This is a genomic window from Rhizobium sp. SRI_017 (genome assembly GCF_057586295.1).
The window spans coordinates 1-19,025 of record NZ_JBYCZP010000015.1 but is presented as its reverse complement, the minus strand read 5'-3'; the positions used below and the strand labels follow the sequence as shown (position 1 = coordinate 19,025).

At 60.4% G+C, this 19,025-nt stretch carries 16 protein-coding genes; 10 read left to right on the top strand and 6 right to left on the bottom strand.

Annotated features, from left to right (window positions below; genetic code table 11):
• Nucleotide 1: 1 nt before the first annotated feature.
• The 6 genes from AC2YI2_RS26110 (at nt 2) to arcC (ending at nt 5,875) form a co-directional block, all read left to right on the top strand.
• Nucleotides 2-658: a methyltransferase family protein gene (locus tag AC2YI2_RS26110; RefSeq protein ID WP_487389454.1), complete on the top strand. Its 657-nt coding sequence runs from the start codon at nt 2-4 to the stop codon at nt 656-658.
• A 47-nt stretch (nt 659-705) separates the two neighbouring features.
• Nucleotides 706-951 carry a hypothetical protein gene (locus tag AC2YI2_RS26105; protein WP_487389453.1) on the top strand — a complete coding sequence of 82 codons (246 nt, stop codon included), beginning with the start codon at nt 706-708 and terminating at the stop codon, nt 949-951.
• Nucleotides 952-1,114: 163 nt separating this feature from the next.
• On the top strand, nt 1,115-2,689 hold the full coding sequence (gene arcD, locus AC2YI2_RS26100) for an arginine-ornithine antiporter (protein ID WP_487389452.1): 1,575 nt from the start codon (nt 1,115-1,117) through the stop codon (nt 2,687-2,689).
• 21 nt (nt 2,690-2,710) lie between these two features.
• A complete protein-coding gene (locus AC2YI2_RS26095; protein ID WP_487389451.1) occupies nt 2,711-3,943 on the top strand; it encodes an arginine deiminase in 1,233 nt (410 codons plus the stop codon).
• Between the two features lie 17 nt (nt 3,944-3,960).
• Nucleotides 3,961-4,962: an ornithine carbamoyltransferase gene (locus tag AC2YI2_RS26090; protein WP_487389450.1), complete on the top strand. Its 1,002-nt coding sequence runs from the start codon at nt 3,961-3,963 to the stop codon at nt 4,960-4,962.
• Nucleotide 4,963: 1 nt separating this feature from the next.
• Nucleotides 4,964-5,875 (top strand): carbamate kinase, encoded by a 912-nt coding sequence (gene arcC / locus AC2YI2_RS26085; protein ID WP_487389449.1) that lies wholly within the window; start codon nt 4,964-4,966, stop codon nt 5,873-5,875.
• 401 nt (nt 5,876-6,276) lie between these two features.
• Here arcC and AC2YI2_RS26080 read toward each other — a convergent pair whose 3' ends face one another.
• Complete coding sequence (locus AC2YI2_RS26080; protein ID WP_487389448.1) at nt 6,277-7,020, bottom strand: Crp/Fnr family transcriptional regulator; 744 nt, start codon at nt 7,018-7,020, stop codon at nt 6,277-6,279.
• A gap of 958 nt (nt 7,021-7,978) precedes the next feature.
• Between AC2YI2_RS26080 and AC2YI2_RS26075 the strand changes: the two genes are divergently transcribed.
• Entirely contained in the window at nt 7,979-8,326 is a 348-nt protein-coding gene (locus AC2YI2_RS26075; RefSeq protein ID WP_487389447.1) for a hypothetical protein, read from the top strand.
• A gap of 365 nt (nt 8,327-8,691) precedes the next feature.
• Here AC2YI2_RS26075 and AC2YI2_RS26070 read toward each other — a convergent pair whose 3' ends face one another.
• Genes AC2YI2_RS26070 through AC2YI2_RS26060 form a run of 3 tightly spaced genes read right to left on the bottom strand, consistent with a single transcriptional unit; the run spans nt 8,692 to nt 13,560 of the window.
• Nucleotides 8,692-9,819, bottom strand: a complete 1,128-nt coding sequence (locus AC2YI2_RS26070; RefSeq protein ID WP_487389446.1) for an ABC transporter permease — start codon at nt 9,817-9,819, stop codon at nt 8,692-8,694.
• A 2-nt stretch (nt 9,820-9,821) separates the two neighbouring features.
• Nucleotides 9,822-12,587 carry a ribosome-associated ATPase/putative transporter RbbA gene (gene rbbA / locus AC2YI2_RS26065; RefSeq protein WP_487389445.1) on the bottom strand — a complete coding sequence of 922 codons (2,766 nt, stop codon included), beginning with the start codon at nt 12,585-12,587 and terminating at the stop codon, nt 9,822-9,824.
• Nucleotides 12,577-13,560: an HlyD family secretion protein gene (locus AC2YI2_RS26060; RefSeq protein ID WP_487389444.1), complete on the bottom strand. Its 984-nt coding sequence runs from the start codon at nt 13,558-13,560 to the stop codon at nt 12,577-12,579. Before AC2YI2_RS26060 ends, rbbA begins: the two co-directional genes overlap by 11 nt.
• A 759-nt stretch (nt 13,561-14,319) precedes the next feature.
• On the opposite strand from AC2YI2_RS26060, the gene AC2YI2_RS26055 reads away from it, so the two are divergent.
• Nucleotides 14,320-15,588, top strand: coding sequence for an MFS transporter (locus AC2YI2_RS26055; protein ID WP_487389443.1), 1,269 nt, complete (start codon nt 14,320-14,322; stop codon nt 15,586-15,588).
• Nucleotides 15,589-15,754: 166 nt separating this feature from the next.
• Here the strand turns inward: AC2YI2_RS26055 and AC2YI2_RS26050 are convergent, their stop codons facing one another.
• Nucleotides 15,755-16,246 carry a hypothetical protein gene (locus AC2YI2_RS26050; RefSeq protein WP_487389442.1) on the bottom strand — a complete coding sequence of 164 codons (492 nt, stop codon included), beginning with the start codon at nt 16,244-16,246 and terminating at the stop codon, nt 15,755-15,757.
• Nucleotides 16,247-16,496: 250 nt separating this feature from the next.
• Here AC2YI2_RS26050 and AC2YI2_RS26045 point away from each other — a divergent pair, with 250 nt between their 5' ends.
• Both AC2YI2_RS26045 and AC2YI2_RS26040 read left to right on the top strand, forming a co-directional pair.
• Nucleotides 16,497-17,072, top strand: a complete 576-nt coding sequence (locus AC2YI2_RS26045; protein WP_487389441.1) for a TetR/AcrR family transcriptional regulator — start codon at nt 16,497-16,499, stop codon at nt 17,070-17,072.
• Nucleotides 17,073-17,572: 500 nt separating this feature from the next.
• Nucleotides 17,573-17,938 carry a hypothetical protein gene (locus tag AC2YI2_RS26040; RefSeq protein WP_487389440.1) on the top strand — a complete coding sequence of 122 codons (366 nt, stop codon included), beginning with the start codon at nt 17,573-17,575 and terminating at the stop codon, nt 17,936-17,938.
• Nucleotides 17,939-17,965: 27 nt separating this feature from the next.
• On the opposite strand, the gene AC2YI2_RS26035 is transcribed toward AC2YI2_RS26040, so the two are convergent.
• Nucleotides 17,966-19,025, bottom strand: a 1,060-nt coding sequence (locus tag AC2YI2_RS26035; RefSeq protein ID WP_487389439.1) for an adenylate/guanylate cyclase domain-containing protein, incomplete at its 5' end; no start/stop codon positions are given.

Genomic DNA, 19,025 nt, shown 5'->3' with positions numbered 1-19,025 from the left:
CATGGACACGGCAACCCCCTCATATGGCCTTTGGGGCCTGGTGCTGCTGAACTCGGCTGTTTTCATCATGTTCGCGTTCAGCTTCTTCAAGCCCAAGACCGCGCGGGACTGGACGTCCTTCGGGACCTTCAGCGCATTTCTCGTGGCTCTGTTCGTGGAAATGTACGGCTTCCCGCTGACGATCTATCTGTTTTCCGGCTGGCTACAGAGCCGATATCCGGGTGTCGACTGGTTCTCGCACGATGCGGGGCACCTGCTCGAAGAACTGTTCGGCTGGCGCGCATATCCGCATTTCGGTCCGTTCCATATCCTAAGCTTCATCTTCATCGGCGGCGGCTTCGCCCTTATCGCGGCCGGATGGCGGCGGCTGTTCGATGCCCAGAAGCTGGGCACGCTGGCCACTGACGGTCCCTATGCTTTTGTCCGGCATCCTCAATATATCGGCTTCGTGCTCGTCCTCCTCGGCTTCCTGGTACAATGGCCGACGCTTCTCACCCTTCTCATGTTTCCAGTGCTCGTCGTCATGTACGCAAGGCTCGCGCGGACAGAAGAGCGCGAGGTGCGGAGGAAGTTCGGGGACGAATACGATCGCTACGCGCGCCGCGTTCCTGCCCTCTTTCCGGCCTGGCCGTGGTTCGGCCGGGCATCCACCAGATAACCCTCCAACTCACCCTGGGCAAATGCCCTCAACCACAGGAGACTACCATGCTGAAATCGATCCTCACTGCGGCCATCCTTTCGACCGCCCTCGCCGTTCCCGCGCTGGGAGCAGAAATGAAATGCGACGAAGCGTCGATGAAAATGATGGAGAACCAGATGATGGGAATGAAGGATATGGGCACGAAGGACAAGGCGATGAAAGAGATGGAGATGGCGAAAGACGCCATGAAGATGAACAAGATGGACGACTGCAAGATCCACATGAACAAGGCCATGAACGACATGATGTGATACCTCCGGCGAGCAGACGATGAAACGGCCGAGCCGTTCGCCAGTCATCGAGACGCCGCAGGTCACGCTTGCGGCGTCTCGTCCTTCTCGAGATCAAAATCGCGCGAATTCTTAATCTGAATCAAGTCGCGCATCTTCCTCCGCTACTAAACTCCAAGTCGTCTTGAACTCGAACGAGCGGTGCACCCGGCAGCCGCTTTCCACGTTCGCGCGGCCAAACGGCAGATTTCGAATGCAAGGGACGAATTCCTTGGCGGAGGAGATAAGAATGAGCACTGAGAATATCGTTGTCATGCCTGCAACAATCCAAACGGCCGACCGAAAGCTTGGTCTCCTGCCGCTGGTGGCTCTGGTCGTCGGCTCCATGATCGGCGGCGGCGTCTTCAGCCTTCCGCAGAACATGGCGAAAGGAGCATCGCCGGGCGCGATTTTGATCGGCTGGTTGGTCAGCGGTGTCGGCATGCTCGCTTTGGCTTTTGTCTATCAACAGCTTGCGACACGCAAACCCACGTTGGATGCCGGACCCTACGCCTATGCTCGCGCGGGATTTGGGAACTTCGTGGGCTTCAACAGCGCCTGGGGATACTGGCTCAGTGCCTGGATCGGCAACGTGTCCTACGTCGTGTTGATTTTCGGCGCTCTCAGCTATTTCTACCCGCCTTTCGGAGCGGAAGGGAACACGACCCAGGCAATCATCGGAGCGTCGGCTGTTCTGTGGGGTACCCACGCGCTCGTCTTATTGGGGGTCCGCCAAGCCGCGATCATAAACTTCGCGACAACGCTCGCCAAGCTCGCTCCAATCGCACTGTTCATCGTTCTGGCTCTCGTCGCCTTCAGCCTTCCGCGGTTCAATCTGGATTTCTGGGGTGCCGGAACGCCTGATCTCGGCAGCGTCATGGCCCAGGTTCAGAGCACGATGCTGGTGACGCTTTGGGTCTTCATCGGCATCGAAGGTGCAAGCGTCGTTTCGGGGCGCGCTTCGAAGCGCACCGATATCGGTCGCGCGACGATCACAGGTTTCGCGATCGCCCTTGTCGTTTACCTGTTCGTATCACTCCTCCCGTTCGGGCTCATGAGCCAGCCTGAGCTGGCGGCGTTGCCAGCCGCCGCATCGATGGCGAACGTCCTTGAAAAAGTGGTGGGGCCATGGGGGGCAGTGATTGTGCGGATCGGCCTGGTCGTCTCCGTCGCCGGGGCGTTCCTGAGCTGGACCCTTTTTGCCGCCGAGATTCCCTATCGCGCCGCGCGCGAAGGCATTCTGCCAAAGGTCTTCGGAGCCGAGAACAAACACGGCTCTCCGGCGGGCGCGCTTTGGATTACAAGCATCTTCGTACAGATATTCTTGATCGTAACCCTCTATTCCAACTCGACCTATCTGGCGCTGTTCTACATCGCCTCGGCGGCCATCCTGGTTCCATACGTTCTTTCGGGCGCTTATGCGGTCAAGCTCGCCATGAGCGGCGACGGATATGCTGTTGGGGAAGGCCGTGGTCGTGACATGTTCACGGGCGCTGTCGCGACGCTCTACGGCATCTGGCTGGTCTATGCCGCTGGTCCGAATTACCTGTTCATGTGCGCGATTCTCTACGCCCTTGGCGTCCCGGTATATTGGTGGTCTCGACATGAACGGGGAGAGAAGGCCTTCTCGGGCGTCGAGTCCTTGATCGGCATCGGTATCGTCATCGCCGCCGCGATTGCCGGGTATCTGATGTGGACCGGCGCGATCAGCGCTCTGTGACTTTAACTCGGGAAAATCAAAATGAATGAACTCGCAAGACTCGGCGTCCATTCCGAGACTGGCAAGCTGCGTCAGGTGATCGTCTGCCGACCCGGTCTCGCCCATCGCCGCCTGACTCCGTCGAACTGCCAGGAGCTGCTTTTCGACGACGTGTTCTGGGTCAAGCAGGCCCAGAAAGACCATGACGTCTTTTCCGGCCTGATGCGTGACGAAGGTGTCGAAGTCCTGGACGTGAACGTGTTGTTGTCCGAGACGCTGGACTCGGAGGAAGGTCGCGCCTGGGTGCTGGACCATCGTATCGGCGCTGACCAGGTCGGTGTCGGCATGATCGCGGAACTTCGATCCTGGATGGACGAACTCAGCGGGGCCCGGTTGGCGGAACACCTCGTGGGTGGTCTTGCGGCGGATGACCTTCCCTTCAAGCCGACGGGACTCTTCGGCAGCTATCTCGGCCATCACGGCTTCATCCTGCCGCCCCTGCCCAACGCGCTCTTCACTCGTGACAGCTCCTGCTGGATATATGGTGGCGTGACGGTCAACCCCATGTATTGGCCCGCGCGGCGTCCGGAAACCTTGCTTTTGGCCGCGATCTACAAATTCCATCCGAAGTTCGCAGGCAATGTCGAGATTCATTGGGGTGATCCCACCATGGATCATGGGCTCGCCTCGCTGGAAGGCGGAGATGTCATGCCGATCGGAAACCGGACCGTGCTCGTCGGAATGGGGGAACGTTCTTCTCCCCAGGGCATCGGTCAGTTGTCCGAAGCGCTCTTTGCGAGAGGTGTGGTCGACCGCGTGCTTGCCTTTCGAATCCCGAAATCGCGGGCGGCGATGCATCTGGACACCGTGTTCACCTTGTGCGGCGGCGACGTCGTGACAACTTTCCGCGAAGTCGCCGATGAACTGCTATGCTACGACATCAGGCTTGGCGACGGAGCGTCGCCGCTGTCCTTCCGGCAAGACCCCCGACCGATCTTCGAGATAGTCGCGGAGGTATTGGGCTACAAGAAGCTGCAGATTGTGCCGACCGGCGGCAACTCCGACGAGGAACGCGCTCGCGAGCAATGGAACGACGGCAACAATGTGCTGGCGGTACGTCCCGGAGTGGTGATTGGCTACGACCGCAACGATGACACCAATGCGGCGCTGAGGGCAGCGGGTATCGAGGTCCTTGCCGTGCCCGGAGCCGAGCTAGGTCGAGGCCGAGGGGGCGGCCATTGCATGAGCTGCCCCACCATCCGGGATGCCGTCTGAAATCAAGGAACAAGGTCATGGCTTTCAACATAAAGAACCGCAGCCTTCTGACGCTCGCCGACTACACGCCGGAAGAGATCGGCTTTCTTCTGAAACTCGCCGCCGATCTCAAGGCGGCGAAGTATGCGGGCACCGAAATTCCGAGGCTTGTCGGCAAGGACATTGCTCTTATCTTCGAGAAGGATTCCACCCGTACCCGAGTGGGCTTCGAGGTGGCAGCCTATGATCAAGGGGCTCGTGTCACCTATCTGGGGCCCACAGGAAGCCATATCGGCCACAAGGAATCGGTGAAGGACACGGCGCGGGTCCTGGGCCGCGTCTATGACGCGATAGAATACCGTGGCTTTGGTCAGGAGATCGTCGAGGAACTCGCCAAATACTCTGGCGTGCCGGTCTATAACGGGCTGACCAAGGAATTTCATCCGACGCAGATTCTGGCCGACTTCTTGACGATGCAGGAACACGCCGAAAAGCCTCTGCACCAAGTGTCGTATGTCTTCCTTGGCGATGCGGCCAACAACATGGGCGACAGTCTGCTGATCGGCGGCGCCAAGATGGGCATGGACGTGCGGCTTTGCGCTCCCCGCGCCTGCTGGCCCTCCAACAGGGTCCAGGAAATTGCGGCAGACACTGCGCGGGAGACTGGCGCGCGCATCACGATCACCGAAGATATCGATGACGCGGTGAACGGGGTTGATTTCGTCTACACTGACGTATGGCTGTCGATGGGGGAACCAAAGGAGAAGTGGGCCGAGCGGATCAAGCTCCTTCTGCCGTATCAGGTGAATGCCGATTTGATGGCGAAATCGGGAAATCCCCGCGTGAAATTCATGCACTGCCTCCCTGCTTTCCATAACACCGAGACCGCTGTCGGCGCGGAAATACACGCCGAATTTGGCATCGACGCCATGGAAGTAACCGAGGAAGTGTTTGAGAGTCCGGCCTCGATAGTTTTTGACCAGGCCGAGAACCGGCTCCATACGATCAAGGCTGTACTCGTCGCGACGCTGGGAGCCTGAAATGCTGGTCGTAGCCGCGCTGGGGGGAAACGCCCTTCTCAAACGTCAACAACCGCTGACCGCCGAGGCCCAGCGGGCGAATGTGCAACTGGCCGCAAAGCCGTTGGCCGCCATAGTCCGGGCAGGCCACCGTCTGCTCATCACCCACGGCAACGGTCCCCAGGTCGGTCTTCTGGCGCTGCAGGGAGCCGCCTACAAGCCGGACGAAGCTTTCCCGCTGGATGTCCTCGGCGCGGAAACCGAGGGCATGATCGGCTACATGATCGAGCAGGAGGTCGAGAACGCGCTCGGCCACTCCCATCCCGTGGCGACGCTATTGACACAGGTGGTCGTCAGCGCAGCGGACCCGGCATTTCGACGGCCGACCAAGTTTGTCGGACCGGTCTACGCGAAGGATGACGCCGAGGCTCGCGCCGCGGCGGCGGGCTGGGTCGTTGCCCGCGACGGAGAGAATTGGCGCAGGGTTGTCCCCTCGCCAAGCCCCTTGGAGATACCCGATCTCAGGGTTCTCAAGTTGCTGTTGGATCAAGGCGTCATCGTTATCTGCACTGGTGGAGGTGGGATTCCGGTGATCCGGCGCGATGACGGCAGCCTGATCGGGGTAGAGGCCGTAATCGACAAGGACGCCGCAAGCGCACTTCTGGCGCGCCAGCTTGACGCTGATGCGCTGCTGCTGCTGACCGATGTCGACTCGGTTTATAGCGATTTCGGCACGAAAGACGCTCTGGCTCTCGCCAATTTGACTCCTGAAGGCGCGCGGGCGCTGGAAGCTCCCGCAGGGTCCATGGGGCCGAAGCTCGCAGCCGGAGCCGATTTCGCGGAGAATGGCGGTTTCGCCGGAATCGGTCGGCTTGAAGATGCCCTCGCCATCCTGGAGGGAACGGCCGGAACGCGAATTTCCAGACCTCGGTAGAGTATTCCACCGTGCTGGGGCGAAATCCCCTCATCGCTGGCACGACAACCTCTCTCTGTCTCAAGACACGCGATCCTGCGTTCGCACGCAATGCGTACCGTGGGCGGCATGCCAAGCTCGCCCCCTGGCGCAGCGCAGCGACTGACCACTCTCGCTCAAGACATTCACGCGCCTGCCGGACAACTTGACTGTCCTGCGGCTTTCATCGCTCCACATCAACGGCAGGCGTTCGCCGTTTCCGCCGGGGGCGTTGCCAGTTCGGGCCCTTCTGCACCCGCGACAATTGCACGGGTGGCTTGAAGACAGGTTGGATCACTCCACGTGGTAGACGGCGTCGGCAAGAGGTCAGGTCCCCTGCCGCGCCATCACAATCAGGTCGGGGCCTGGACCCTGTCTCGACATCATCGGTCGAGCCATGTCGCAGCCATCTCCGGGTCAACCCCGGCGACCTCGATGAGTCGGTCGGGATCGAGTATCGTGAGCCTTCGATAATGGAAGTGGACTATGCCTTCCTTGCGGAGTGTGCTGAGGACCCGGTTGACGTGAACAAATGTGAGGCCTGTCGCGTCCCCGATGTGTTCTTGGGTGATGGGTAGCGTCATCTCTTCGATACGGTTTCCCGGCCAGTGGGCGCGGTACCGAGTGAACAATTCGAGCAGGAGATGGGCGACACGCTCTCGCGCCGAACGGCGTCCGATACTCGTCATCCGATCGAACGCCAGGCTGCAATCGTGTGCGAGAGACCGCGCCAACCGCATGCTGATCTCTGGTTCGGCTCGCGAAAGCGATGTCAGCGTGGCCACTGGGACGACCGAAACAACGACGTCGGTGAGCGTCAGAGCCCCGATCGTCGCCTGCGCACCAGCCGATGGCCCGAGGCCGAGAATCGCACCTGGCAACGCAAACTGGACGATCTGACGTCGGCCGTCCTCATGGAGGGTGTACAATGCGACCCAGCCATCGAGGAGATTGAAGACTGCGCCGCCGGTAGAGCCGATACTGAATAGATCGCGTCCTGCTTCAATCTTGCGGTCGCCAAGCCGATAGGAGGGAATCAGCCTATGCCGTTCCGTCGAAAGCGGTACGACGGTCGAGACGCTTTCCAGAAGGCTTTCCGTTCCAGCATCCTCCTCGGCGGAGGGCATCGGCGGTTCACCATCTCCCCGGCAAAGTCCACATGCACAATCGACTTGCCGATACCCGTGAAGAGCAGATGCACTCCACATGCCTGCCGTCTCGATCTTCGGAGAGGCCCCGAGAGGGAACGCCCGCAGCGTGTGGTCGGGCAAAAACGTATTATCCAAATTCATATTACACCTCCCGGGCGCAACGCCCGTTTCGGCGGCCGCTTCCGCAGCCAATCAATTCTTTATGAGTGAAGCGCCGAGTCGCGAACGCTACGCGTCCGAGCATTCGGGATGGCACAATCAACCTGACCACACCGTCGAACCCGCGGACGCGAGCCGTGGCGGCAGTGCCAGATCAAAGTGTCGAGAAGTGATGAATTCTTGGAATTGGTGGGTCTCGAGCCAGGATTGCCGACCGAATAGCGTTGGCGTTCGGAAGTCGGAGAGGAACGGACTCCAGCGTCAGCCTGTCGACGACCATGAAATGAGCGCCCGATTGCGGTTGGCAGGGGCAGCATACGACCATGCAGCAGCTGTCCCCACCCATGCAGTCGTCCTGCTCAAGCGGAATGGATGCGGCGTTCGCGCTTCGATCGCAACAGGACGCGTCGATTGGCCGGCCAACCTCACTGTCGTGTGCCCAAAAGGGCGCGCCCTGCATTAACAAGGCGGCCGCGCAGACAATCAACACTGCCATCAACCTAAGCATGCCACAGCACCCACACCGCTCCTGCCCCGACGCCAGATAAAGCGTGACACCCATATACACGGATTTCGCGCTAACGTCCTACGCAGTCACCGGGTCTCAATCTCCTACGATGGCGTTCTCGCTGCTTTGACCCAAATCAAATCTACTCGCGAAGTCCCGCGGCGTTCTCGTGCCCCAACCCAACCCCTGTCAGTTGATTCAGATTAAGGTCAGGTCGATGTAAGAATGCGAATATCAGCACTATGGAATTCACCTTAGGGGCATCATATGGCAAAGCCAGCCCAGCATTTCACAGATCGCAGCCGCGGCATCGCCGTGCTTGTGACCCGTCATCGCAAGACGCCGATGCTGAGTCCCTTCTTTGCGAAATGTGACGGCATGCTGATATTTGAGGCCGATTCCCAATTGGGACCGTTCCGGGCTAACACCGAGCGTACAAACCGCTCCGCGTGCGAAATGGTTCTTGGAAGCTGCGCTGGCAAACTGGTGTGTGGTTTCATCGCTCCACCGGAGCGTGATCAGCTTGTCGCCAAGGGCATCGATGTGAGGATCGGCTCGTGCGCATGCCCTGTCGACATTCTCGTCCAAGGCTTCGAGACCCTCCCCTCCGCATAGCAAGACGGGTTAGAGGACTGGCACCCCTCCAAGCGGGAAGTTTCGACCTTGCCCGATCGGGTTTCACTTTGAAGATCGCTTTATCAGGAGTGTTCGCTCCGAGCTACTGTGACCGTTCCAGATCGGCCCGGAACCTCATGTCGAGCTGAATTCGGTACTGATCATTGCCCGGGAGGTTGACGAACCGCGGTAGGTTATCGTTCCGACAATTGACAACGGTTCGAGTTCCAAGCGCTGGCGGCCGGCATGACCAAAGCCTTCGATGTTCGCGATCATCCGCGCATTCTCAATGCGCGCCCGTCGAAGCGTCGAAAGCCGCGAAAAAGAGATGTTCCTGAGGCGCGCCCGGATCGGCACCGCAAAGATCAGCCGCGTTGCTCCAGCATCGCCTTGAAGCGGTGCAGCGCAGCCAGGAGGAAGAGCGCACCTAGGCCCACCATGGTCAGAAGATCGCGCCAGACCACATCGACACCAGCACCCCGATACAGCACCGATTGGGCGAACCGAACGAAATGGGTGGAGGGAGAGACGGACATCAGGACCTGGAGGAAGTCCGGCATGCTATCGAAAGGCGTGAACGATCCTGAAAGAAGGAACATCAGGACGAAAACCGGAATGGACAGCAACGCGAACTGCGGCATTGAACTGGCGACCGTCGCAAGGAGGATGCCGAGCGACGTCACGGCAAAAAGATACATGGTGGTTCCCGCCAGGAAGAGTTCGATCGATCCGACGATTGACGCGCCCAACGCGACTTCGACGACGACGTGCAGCGAGAAGGCGGCCGCGATGAGGATGACCAACCCGTTCGCCCACACTTTCGCCGCGACGATTTCGCTCGGCCTGATAGGCAGCACGAGCAGATGCTCTATCGTGCCGTGCTCCCTTTCGCGCATCACCGCCGCGCCCACCAGGATGATGGCGAGTATCGTTACATTGTTGATGACACCCATGCTCGCGGTGAAACTGATCGCCTCGAGATTCTGGTTGAACAGTGCGCGCACGACGGGGGTGATCGGAAGCGTGCTCGATGACGGGGGCTTTCGGAGAAAGTTCGCCGCCACTTGATCGACTATCTGTTGGATGTAGGCCGTGCCGACGGCCGCCTGCGTCACCGCGGTGGCGTCGACATTGACCTGGATCGCGGCTTGGCGGCCCGCGAGGAGATCGGCCTCGAATCCCGCGGGTATGTCGAGAACGAAGGTGTACCGCCCCTTGTCCATGAGACCATCAATCTCGGAACGGTCTATAAGATCGGCTTCACGGAAGTACGGAGGCTGCAAAGCATCCCTGATCCGCGACGACAGCGTGGAGCGGTCGCCATCCACGACGGCAACTTTGGCGTCGTGGACGTCCGTTCGCATCGCGGTCGCTTCGGCATAGACCGCAAATGTGAAGACATAGACGATCAGGACGACCATCACGACGTCACGAGACAGGCTGGAAAATTCCTTGACCCCGAGCCGGAAGACATTTCGCAACCACTGGCGCATCGCTAACTGCCCTGATTTCTGACCGACAGGCGGGCGGCCACGAGAAATACCACGCCAAACCCGAACAGGATCGATATCTCGCCAATGAAAGAGGCGGCGCTTAAGCCCTTTGCGAACACGCCGAGACTCACTGTCTGAAACCAGAGCGACGGGAACGACAGCCCCATCACACGTCCTAGTCCTTCGAGCGAGGAAGCCGGAAAGAGAAAACCTGAGTAATGCGCTGCCGTCATCGCCGTCACGATTGCCGTCCCGAAAATCGCAGCAACCTGGGTCGACACGAACGCGGAAACCAGCAGCCCGAACGCGGTTGCGGCGAAAACATAGGCGAGTGCAGCGACCGAGAGGGCGAGAAGCGAGCCCTTGGGGACGACCCCGAATGCACCGGCCGCCAGTACGAGCATACTCGCGAAGCTCAGGAGGCCGACCGCTATATATGGAAGCTGCTTTCCCAAAAGATACTCGCCGACAGTGGCGGGCGACGCGTAGACGTTGGTGATGGACCCCATTTCCTTCTCCCGGACAACACCGAGTGCGGTCAGCATGGCGGGGAAAACGATCAGCAGGAGCATCATGGACCCGGGCGTGATGGCGAACACGCTGCGGAAATCCTGATTGTAGCGAAACCGTGGTTCGACCTGCACAAGGGGGAAACTAGAAGCATATCCGGACGATCTTCGGCTTTGGTCGGCTGCGTATGCCTGGACGATGCCCATGATGTAGGCCCTGGCCGTTTCCCCCGGAAAGGTGTTGCCTCCGTCGATCCAGAAGCTCACTTCGGGCCGTCGGGCCTGCAGCATGTTCCGGCCAAACCCTGGAGGAATATCCAGCGCGAATTTCAATTCGCCGGAACGAAGGCGACGGTCAATCTCCACTTCGTCCCTCAGTGGCGTCTTCTCTATGAAGTACCGGGAATTGGAGAACTGCTTGAGAAACACGCGGCTATCCGAGGACCGGTCACGATCAAGCACGGCGTACGGCAAGCCTTCGATATCGAACGAAATGCCATAGCCGAAGGTCGCCATGAGCAAGAGGGGTCCGAGCAAGGCGAAGGCGAGCCGGACTCTATCGCGAGTGACCTCCATGGCCTCACGCCTCGCGAAGGTCCAAATGCGATTGAGCGATGCGGAGAGGTTTGATCGAGGTAGCGGGATTTCCGATTGCTTTAGGTCTGCGCGCGCAGGGTCAGACTGTTCGACTTCGGTTGGCCTGATGGTTGCCCCGCCTTCCGCCCCGCCTGCTGCCAATATGTAGTCGATGAAAGCCCCTTCGAGGCTGTGCGCCGCCTTATTGGCCTGCAGTTCCGCAGGAGTGCCAACAGCAAGAAACCGTCCGGCATGCATCAAGGAAATCCTGTCGCAACGCTCCGCCTCGTTCATGAAATGCGTCGATATGAAGATCGTCACACCGTCTCGTCGCGACATCTCCACAAGAAGCCGCCAAAATCGGTCGCGGGCCGCCGGATCGACGCCGGATGTCGGCTCGTCGAGAATGAGCACCTCGGGCCGATGCAGACAGGCGGCCGCCAGTTGCAACCGTTGCCGCATGCCCAACGGCAGCGCCGACGGCAATATTCCCGCCAGATCCGCAAGGTCGAAACGAGAGAGCGCCTCGTTGACGCGCGGTCCCAAATCCACTTCCTCGATGCGGCAGATGCGCCCGTGCAGTTCCAGGTTCGCCCTGACCGAGAGCTCATCGTAGAGCGAAAACGACTGGGACATGTAGCCGACGCGCATTCGCATCGAGATGTCGCGCGCGTCGACGGGTTTGCCCAGGAGCCACGCCTCTCCTTCGGTCGCAGGCAACAGCCCGGTGAGCATCTTCATCGTGGTCGTCTTGCCGCAACCGTTCGACCCCAGGAAGCCGAAAATCTCCCCGCGGCCGATCCGGAAGCTCACGTTGTCGACGGCGGTGAAGTCGCCGAACCGCATCGTCAGGCCGTTCGCGACGATCGCCGGCGAGCCGTTCGCGTGCGGCAGCGGCGGAATCACGAGGGCCTCGTGTTCACCGCGCCGCTCGGGCCGCTGCAGTTGGATATATGCTTCCTCGAGCGAGTTGCACGCGGTACGAGATAGCAGGCCCGATCGGCTGCCGTCGGCGATGATGCTCCCCTCGTCAATGGCCACGATGCGATCGAATCCCTCGGCCTCTTCCATGTAGGCGGTGGCGACGAGCACCGTCATGCCGGGCCGCTCGTCCCGAATCTGTCGGATCAGAGACCAGAACTGCTGCCGGGAGAGCGGATCGACTCCCGTGGTCGGTTCGTCGAGGATCAGAACGTCCGGATCGTGGACCAAGGCACAGCATAGGCCGAGCTTCTGCTTCATTCCGCCGGAAAGCTTGCCCGCCAGTCGATCGCGGAAGGGAGCCAACCCCGTCGCGGCGAGCAACCGTACGATCCGCCGCGACCGTTCCACCTCGGATTGACCAAACAGACGGCCGAAGAAGTCGATGTTTTCGACGACAGAAAGCGTGGGATAGAGATTTCGCCCGAGCCCCTGCGGCATGTAGGCTATCCTCGGCGCGATCGCCGCGCGGTCGGCAGACGACGCCATGTTCCGATCGAGAACAGACACCGACCCGCTCTGGATACGCCTGACACCCGCTATCAGCGCGAGAAGCGTCGATTTACCAACTCCGTCCGGCCCGATGATCGCAACACTCGATCCAGGCGCGACCGAAAGACTGAAATCGGCAAGTGCGATTGTCTTGCCGTATTGGTGCCGCACCAGATCGAGCCGAATGGCGGGCGATGCCTCAGCGGACATCGGGAAGCCCCTGGGTGAGATTGGTGGGCCAGACGGCATCGGTAGTGACCCTGATGTAGGCATCTCCCGTCATCCCGGCCTTCAGGAACACCCGATCGGCCTCCAGAAGCTGCGGATCGATCCGCAACTTGACGCGGTACATCAGCTTCTCGCGCTCATCCGCGGTCTCGACATATTTGGGCGTGAATTGCGCCTCGGCGGAAACGAAGGACACGGTGGCCGGAACGACACTCTCGGGCGCGCCGTCAAGGATGATCCGCGCCTCCGATCCGATCGCGACACGTCCGGAATCGGCCGTCGACAGGAAGACGGTCATATAGACATCCGACAGATCGAACAGGGTCAGGACTCGTTGCCCGCCCGCGACGATTTCTCCACCGCGGGCAAGGCGGTACTCGACGCGGCCGGACACGGGGGCTTGGAGGGTCATGTCGGCGAGCACCGCTTCGATCTGCCTTACCTGGGCCTCGGCCACCTCCACGGAGGCCCTCGCGTCCTCGACCATCGCCTTGGCACTCTCCAACGCGGCAACGGACGTCTCCCTTTGCGCTTTCTGGCGGTCCAGTTCCGCCTGCGGCGCTGCGCTCGTGCGCACGAGCCTGATCACGCGGTCCAGTTCGATCTGTGCGAGGTTCCTCTCTGCTTCGCGCACCGACACGCCCGCCTCCGCGCTGGCGACACTCTGGTGGCTTCGGTGTACTGACGCTTTGGCGGCCGCCAGCTGGGCGACGACCTCGGTCGTGTCGAAACGAGCGAGAACCTGGCCACGCAACACATCAGAGCCCTCGTTGACTGTGACCTCGGAGAGTCGGCCGGGATATTTCGCGGCGATGTCCACACGCTCGACTTCCACCCTTCCATTTGACCGTGCGAAACCCGCGGGAATGCGATCTCGCGCATCAAGCCAATATACGTAGCCACCGGCTGCGGCAGCGGCGAGCACGATTACCGAGAGTATGGGAACAAGGCGCAAGTTCGTTTCCTGACGTGGGACTGATATCGTAACAGCTGGGCAACCCCGAAGCGCTCACTGCGACGTCACGTCAATGTCGACACGAAACTGGCGGGCCTCTCTTTAACTTCGATCAAGGATGCAGAGGACGGGGGTGGGGAAATAATGTGATGTGCTGCTGGCGTTCAATTTCCACCCCTTCGTGCTTCTGCTGATAGGTCATCGCGCGAGTAGCGCTGCTCGCCGTCGACGCCTGGGTACGATCTTGTCCGAGGATGGCGGGCTGTCGGCTTGATCTGAGTTAAAGATCGCACCACGTGCGCCCGATACCACTTGCGCGACATCGAGGCACAGAAGGCTGCGCCGACAAAACTCAGGAGCAATGCAATGTCCCACTCGACTCCATCTGATCCCTCGCACTCGCCAAAGATCACGCCCAAGCCCAGGCACGACTGCTGCGGCGGACACGCCGTCGCCAATGTCCCTGCAGATACGAAGCATGCTTCTCATGACTGTTGCGACCACGTGCAAGCGGCGCATGCCGAATCCCAGTCCTGTGAGCCGGGATCGGCCCACGCGGCAAAGAATCCGTCTACTAACGGCATAAATGCCCGCTGACGCGCAGGCCCTCAAACTGTCCGTGTGACCACCTGTGCGTTCATCGACGCCTCTTCCCCGACCCGCTGTCGGACTGAGGAGGCGTACGACTCGGGAGGCGAATATGGTCCAGCAGGCCCCCCTGGGCAATTCCGCGCGCACGTGAGACAGATGGAGGGCGCAATGAAAACACTGACATGGCCTGCGTTCTTGTCGATCATCCTTTCCATGTTCGCCATCAGCATTGGCTACGGAGTGGTCCTGCCCATTCTCCCATTTCAGATCGAATGGGTCGCCGGGAGGATCGACGCGACGGAACTGTCTTGGCACACGGGTCTGTTGACAGGTGTTTACATACTCGCGATCTTCATCTTCGCTCCGCTGTGGGGGCGGGTCTCTGACAGTTGGGGTCGGCGACCCGTGATGTTGTCAGGTCTGATCGGCTTTGCCGTGACAGTTGCGCTTCTCCCGGCCGCGGGCGACCTGCCGCTGCTGTACGCAAGCCGATTTGTCAGCGGTGTCTTCGCGGCCGGGATCACCCCGGTTGCCTACGCGCTGGTGGGAGACTACGCACCTTCGAAGGCCCGGCGCGCCCGTCGCTTCACATTGGTGAATATCGCCGGAACAGCCGGGGTCTTTGTCGGTCCGCTATTGGGAGGGCTCGCCGTGCGGCTCTCGGGCGGCCTCTCTATCTCAACGAACAACGGGTCGCTATTCCTGGCCCTCCTTGCGCCTGCCATTCTGGCACTTGTCGCGGCTGTCATGCTGTGGGTGTCGCTTCCCGACAAGCCCCATCAGATGAGCCGGCCCGCCCAAACCCCGATGCGGTTGGACAATTCGGTCATGCACCGTCTCTGGATTATCGCGTTCGTTACGGCACTGGCCGTCGGCTCTTTCGAAGTCGGCCTGTCGCTTCGCGCAAAACAAAGTCTCGGTCTGGATGCGGAGCATATCGGCGCGATGTTCGCAGAATGCAGCTTGGTGATGTTCATTGCTCAGGCGCTGGTCTTCTCGCCCTTGATGGACCCTGCGCGTACCCGCTGGCTCATTTGGCCCGCGCTCGCGCTGCTTGCTGCGGGTCTTGCCACGGTCCCCCTCGCAGATACATCCATCGCGATGACGGTTGCGGTAGCTTTGATCGCTGCAAGCGCCGGAATTCTCTCGCCCATCGCCACCTACTGGGCGTCGCTCGGCACCACGGAAACCCAGGGTGCCGATCTCGGCCGAATGACGGCGGCATCGAGCCTCGGTCAAGCGCTCGGCTCCGCCGGGGGTGGGCTGCTGTTCAACATCCAGATACTTCCGGATGCTGGTTTCATTGTCACCGCCTTCATAGTCGCAGTGAGCCTCTTCGTGGGTTTTCCGTTGGCGAGATTGCTGACGCCGACCTCCGCCGAAGAGACGCCATCAACCCCGCCTCGGCATGCATCGCGTATCCACCCACGGGATTAGGTTGGCGACAGGAGCATCCCTGCATTTGCGGAACTGCGACAGGCTGATCCAGACGCGGCAGATACTCCCGAGCGTCCGTCAGCAGGCCAGTTTCAGCGACGCGCCCCCGCTGCACTATTCCTCGACTCTGCATTGGCCGCATCGAAGCACCAAGCATTCAACCTTGTCACGCCGCACGGCTCCACCCCGTCAACCCCTTCGGCTTGGCCACGGAGAGAACCAAGGTGACAAGCAAAGCCACCAGCCCTACCCCTGAATGGAGAAGCACTGAATACCGCGCAGCCCATTCCGCACTCCCGATGGCGGCTTGGGTGCCCGCTTCCCCCAAGCGTTCGATCGTGCCCGTCTGCAGAATGAGGACCCCCGCAATGACGATCGTCATCGCGAACTTCACGACGACCCAGTAGTGTCGGATGAGCCCCCACGGACTGAGGACGGATTGGAGGACGCCCACGGCGAGAGAGACGGCGGCGAGCGGCACGATGACGGACCAGGTGATCCGCGGCATGACCGCGTAGCTTGCGTTCGCCAACGCCACATCCGAGACCACGAGGCCCGTCAAGGCGAGGCAGAAGAAGACGGCGACCGCGCCGAAGAACCCGACCGACGTCGCGATGTGCGCGACAAGAAGCGGTGTTCGCAGACGACGGTAGATCATTTCGGATCGTCCACGGTCGTACCGAAATGACGCCCGGGGCCGTGACCCGTCACCATCATCACCACAGCCAAAGACGCCAGGATCAATCCTGCAACAACGAAGGCCTTCGCCCAACCTGGCATCGGGGGTCTCGGCCTGCTGTCCGACTTCATGGAGTCCTGTGGCATGTGACCTCCGGCTTTCATGCTGGTATTTATCTATACGATGTGTTTAATGTCAAATCACATTGTCAACCGGTGCGATGCGTCGAATGCCGAAGACTTGGGACGATACGCTGGAAGGCCACCGTCAGGCGGTTCGGCAAGCTGTCATGGACGCTGCGCTGGCGCTCGCCACGGAACGAGGATTTCAGAAAGTGTCGATGTCGGAGGTGGCGGCGCGGGCGGGGATCACCCGTGCGACCCTGTACAAATATTTCGGTGATGTAGACGCCATCTTCCAGGAATGGCATCGGTCCACTCTTCACGAGCACCTGGCGCACGTTGTCGAGATTGCCGACGGTGAAGGCGATCAGGCCGCAAAGCTCTCCGAGATTTTGGAAACCTACGCCCTGACCGTCTTTAGGCATCATGGCACACGGTTCGCCTCGATGCTCCATCGTCACGACCACGCCCGAAGAGCGGAAGACGAGCTGCTCGACGTGATTGGAAATCTTATAAGGCTGGGTGCTCGGGCAGGCGTGTTCAGGACGGACATTCCGCCGGAAGAGCTTGCCCGCTTCTGCCATTCATCGCTTTCGTCCGCATACATGCTCGCCGACGAGCCGTCCGTCCACCGTGCCGTGAGACTCCTGCGTGACGCCCTCATCAGTACGCGCGGATTATGATCGCGACGGTCACCGAGGGACGCTACATCGAGAGGAAGTCTTTTTGTTTTGCTCCAACAGCTTGATCTCAAGCCAAAACACTGTGCGTCCAACTTTCGTCAACACATGATCTGCATCCGCGGTTTGATCGTCGGGTTTTTCAGCTGCCGTCGCTGGCGAATTGGGACCGGCGTCCGTCGCCTTCGATTGTTTGCAGTTTGGAGACGAAGACGTATAAGTCGTTTTGGTATCATGTGACGAACAGGACGTTATCACCACCATTGCGAGCGCGGCATAGACAAATCTAGGTAGTAACATTGCGACCTCCATTCGATCAAAGTGCTTCTATCGATCACTAAGTTTCTCGGGACTGAGTTTCGATCCTGTATTTTGAGCACCTCCGCCGGTGTCTGAGAAATTCCGAGAATACGAAGGCCGCGAGGTACAGTTTCGGCTGTGTGATTTGTTTTCCAGGGCCAGCGCAATCTGGTATGATCTGCCACCATACAAGGGAGGCTTCGATGATCACGATCAAGCTCTTGACGGTGACTGTGCTGACGCTCGGTGGAGCGACGGCCGCGCACTGCCAGCCGCCTGCGTTTTATTCCGCGCGACTCTCCGACGACCAGACCGTCGGCCTCTTTCTCGAGCAAACGATCGCTGCCGCGGAGGCAGGCTTCGACTACGATGTGATGATCGGAGTCGGAAGCGTGAGGCCCGCCGGGAAGGATCACTATGTCGACCCCTCCGCACACCCCGCTGCCGTCCGGTGCTACGAGCCAGCGCTCGTGATGGTGGCGGGGCACGAATATGCCATCGATAAGCTCGATCCGTCCGACTGGAAGACCGCGCTCTGGAACACGGTCTGCCACGCTCCGATATCTTGATCGTGGGTGGCAACAGGTGTTCATCCTTCACCCCGCAGACTTGATGCGTTGATGGTCGGTCGCCTGGGGTAAATAGGCGACATCGAGGGAAAGCGAACGGCCGGGAATTTCGACATCCGCCGCATGTTTCCATGGCACGTCCGGCGGCGGCGATGACAATCTCGAGAAGACGTCGGCGGAAACCACGAGAGATGCCTCAAAAGTCTTGGACACGGTTTGAAGTCTTTGGGCGACGTTGACGGCGTCGCCGACAACGGTGAATTCGCTATGGCCGCCGGCGTCGAGGATTCCGCCCATGACCGTTCCGACGTGCAGGCCGATTCCGGCCCGCAAAGCCGGGAGGCCTTTGGTGTCGCTCGTCTCCTTCCAGCCCGCGAGCGCGGCGACCAGTTCCAGCGAGCAGGCAAGTGCCTTGTCCACATCATCCGGCCCGGGCGTCACATGCCCGAATACCGCCATCACGCCGTCGCCGATATACTTGTCCACTGTTCCACCGTGGCGTGTGATGATTGTGGAGGTGATGGCCCTGTAGCGCGAGAGAACGTATGTGAGTTCCTTAGACGTCGCGGATTCGGCAAATGACGTGAACCCGCGGAGGTCAACGAACATGATCGCCGCACGCCGCCGTTCCATCCTGAGCGCCGGACTTGCGTCCTCTATTTGGGAAACCACCTGCGGAGAGAAAAACCGGGCCAGGTTGTTGCGTCGGCGGGTCGATACCTCCGCATGTTCACGCGTGTGCCCGTGATCACGGGCGACCACATAGACGGCGAAAGCAGTGAAGCCAAAGCTGGCGGCGAGGCCGAGGTCCCGGTTGAGAAAGGCTCCGATCACGGCACCGGGCTCTGCGCCCTCGTGCCTTATGGCCATCGCCGCCAGAAATCCGATCCACGAGACGATGACGATCGACGAGAAGAGCAGGACCAGCTTGCGGTCGGAAGAGAGGCCGACATGGTTGAGCAGAATGAACGCCATCACGAGGCCCGTCGTGGTAAGATTATGGGTGTGATCGACGGGAGCCTGAAGGAGCTGGGCGTAAAGTACCAGGGTGACGGCCAACGCATCGAGCGTCACGAACGTAGTCCGG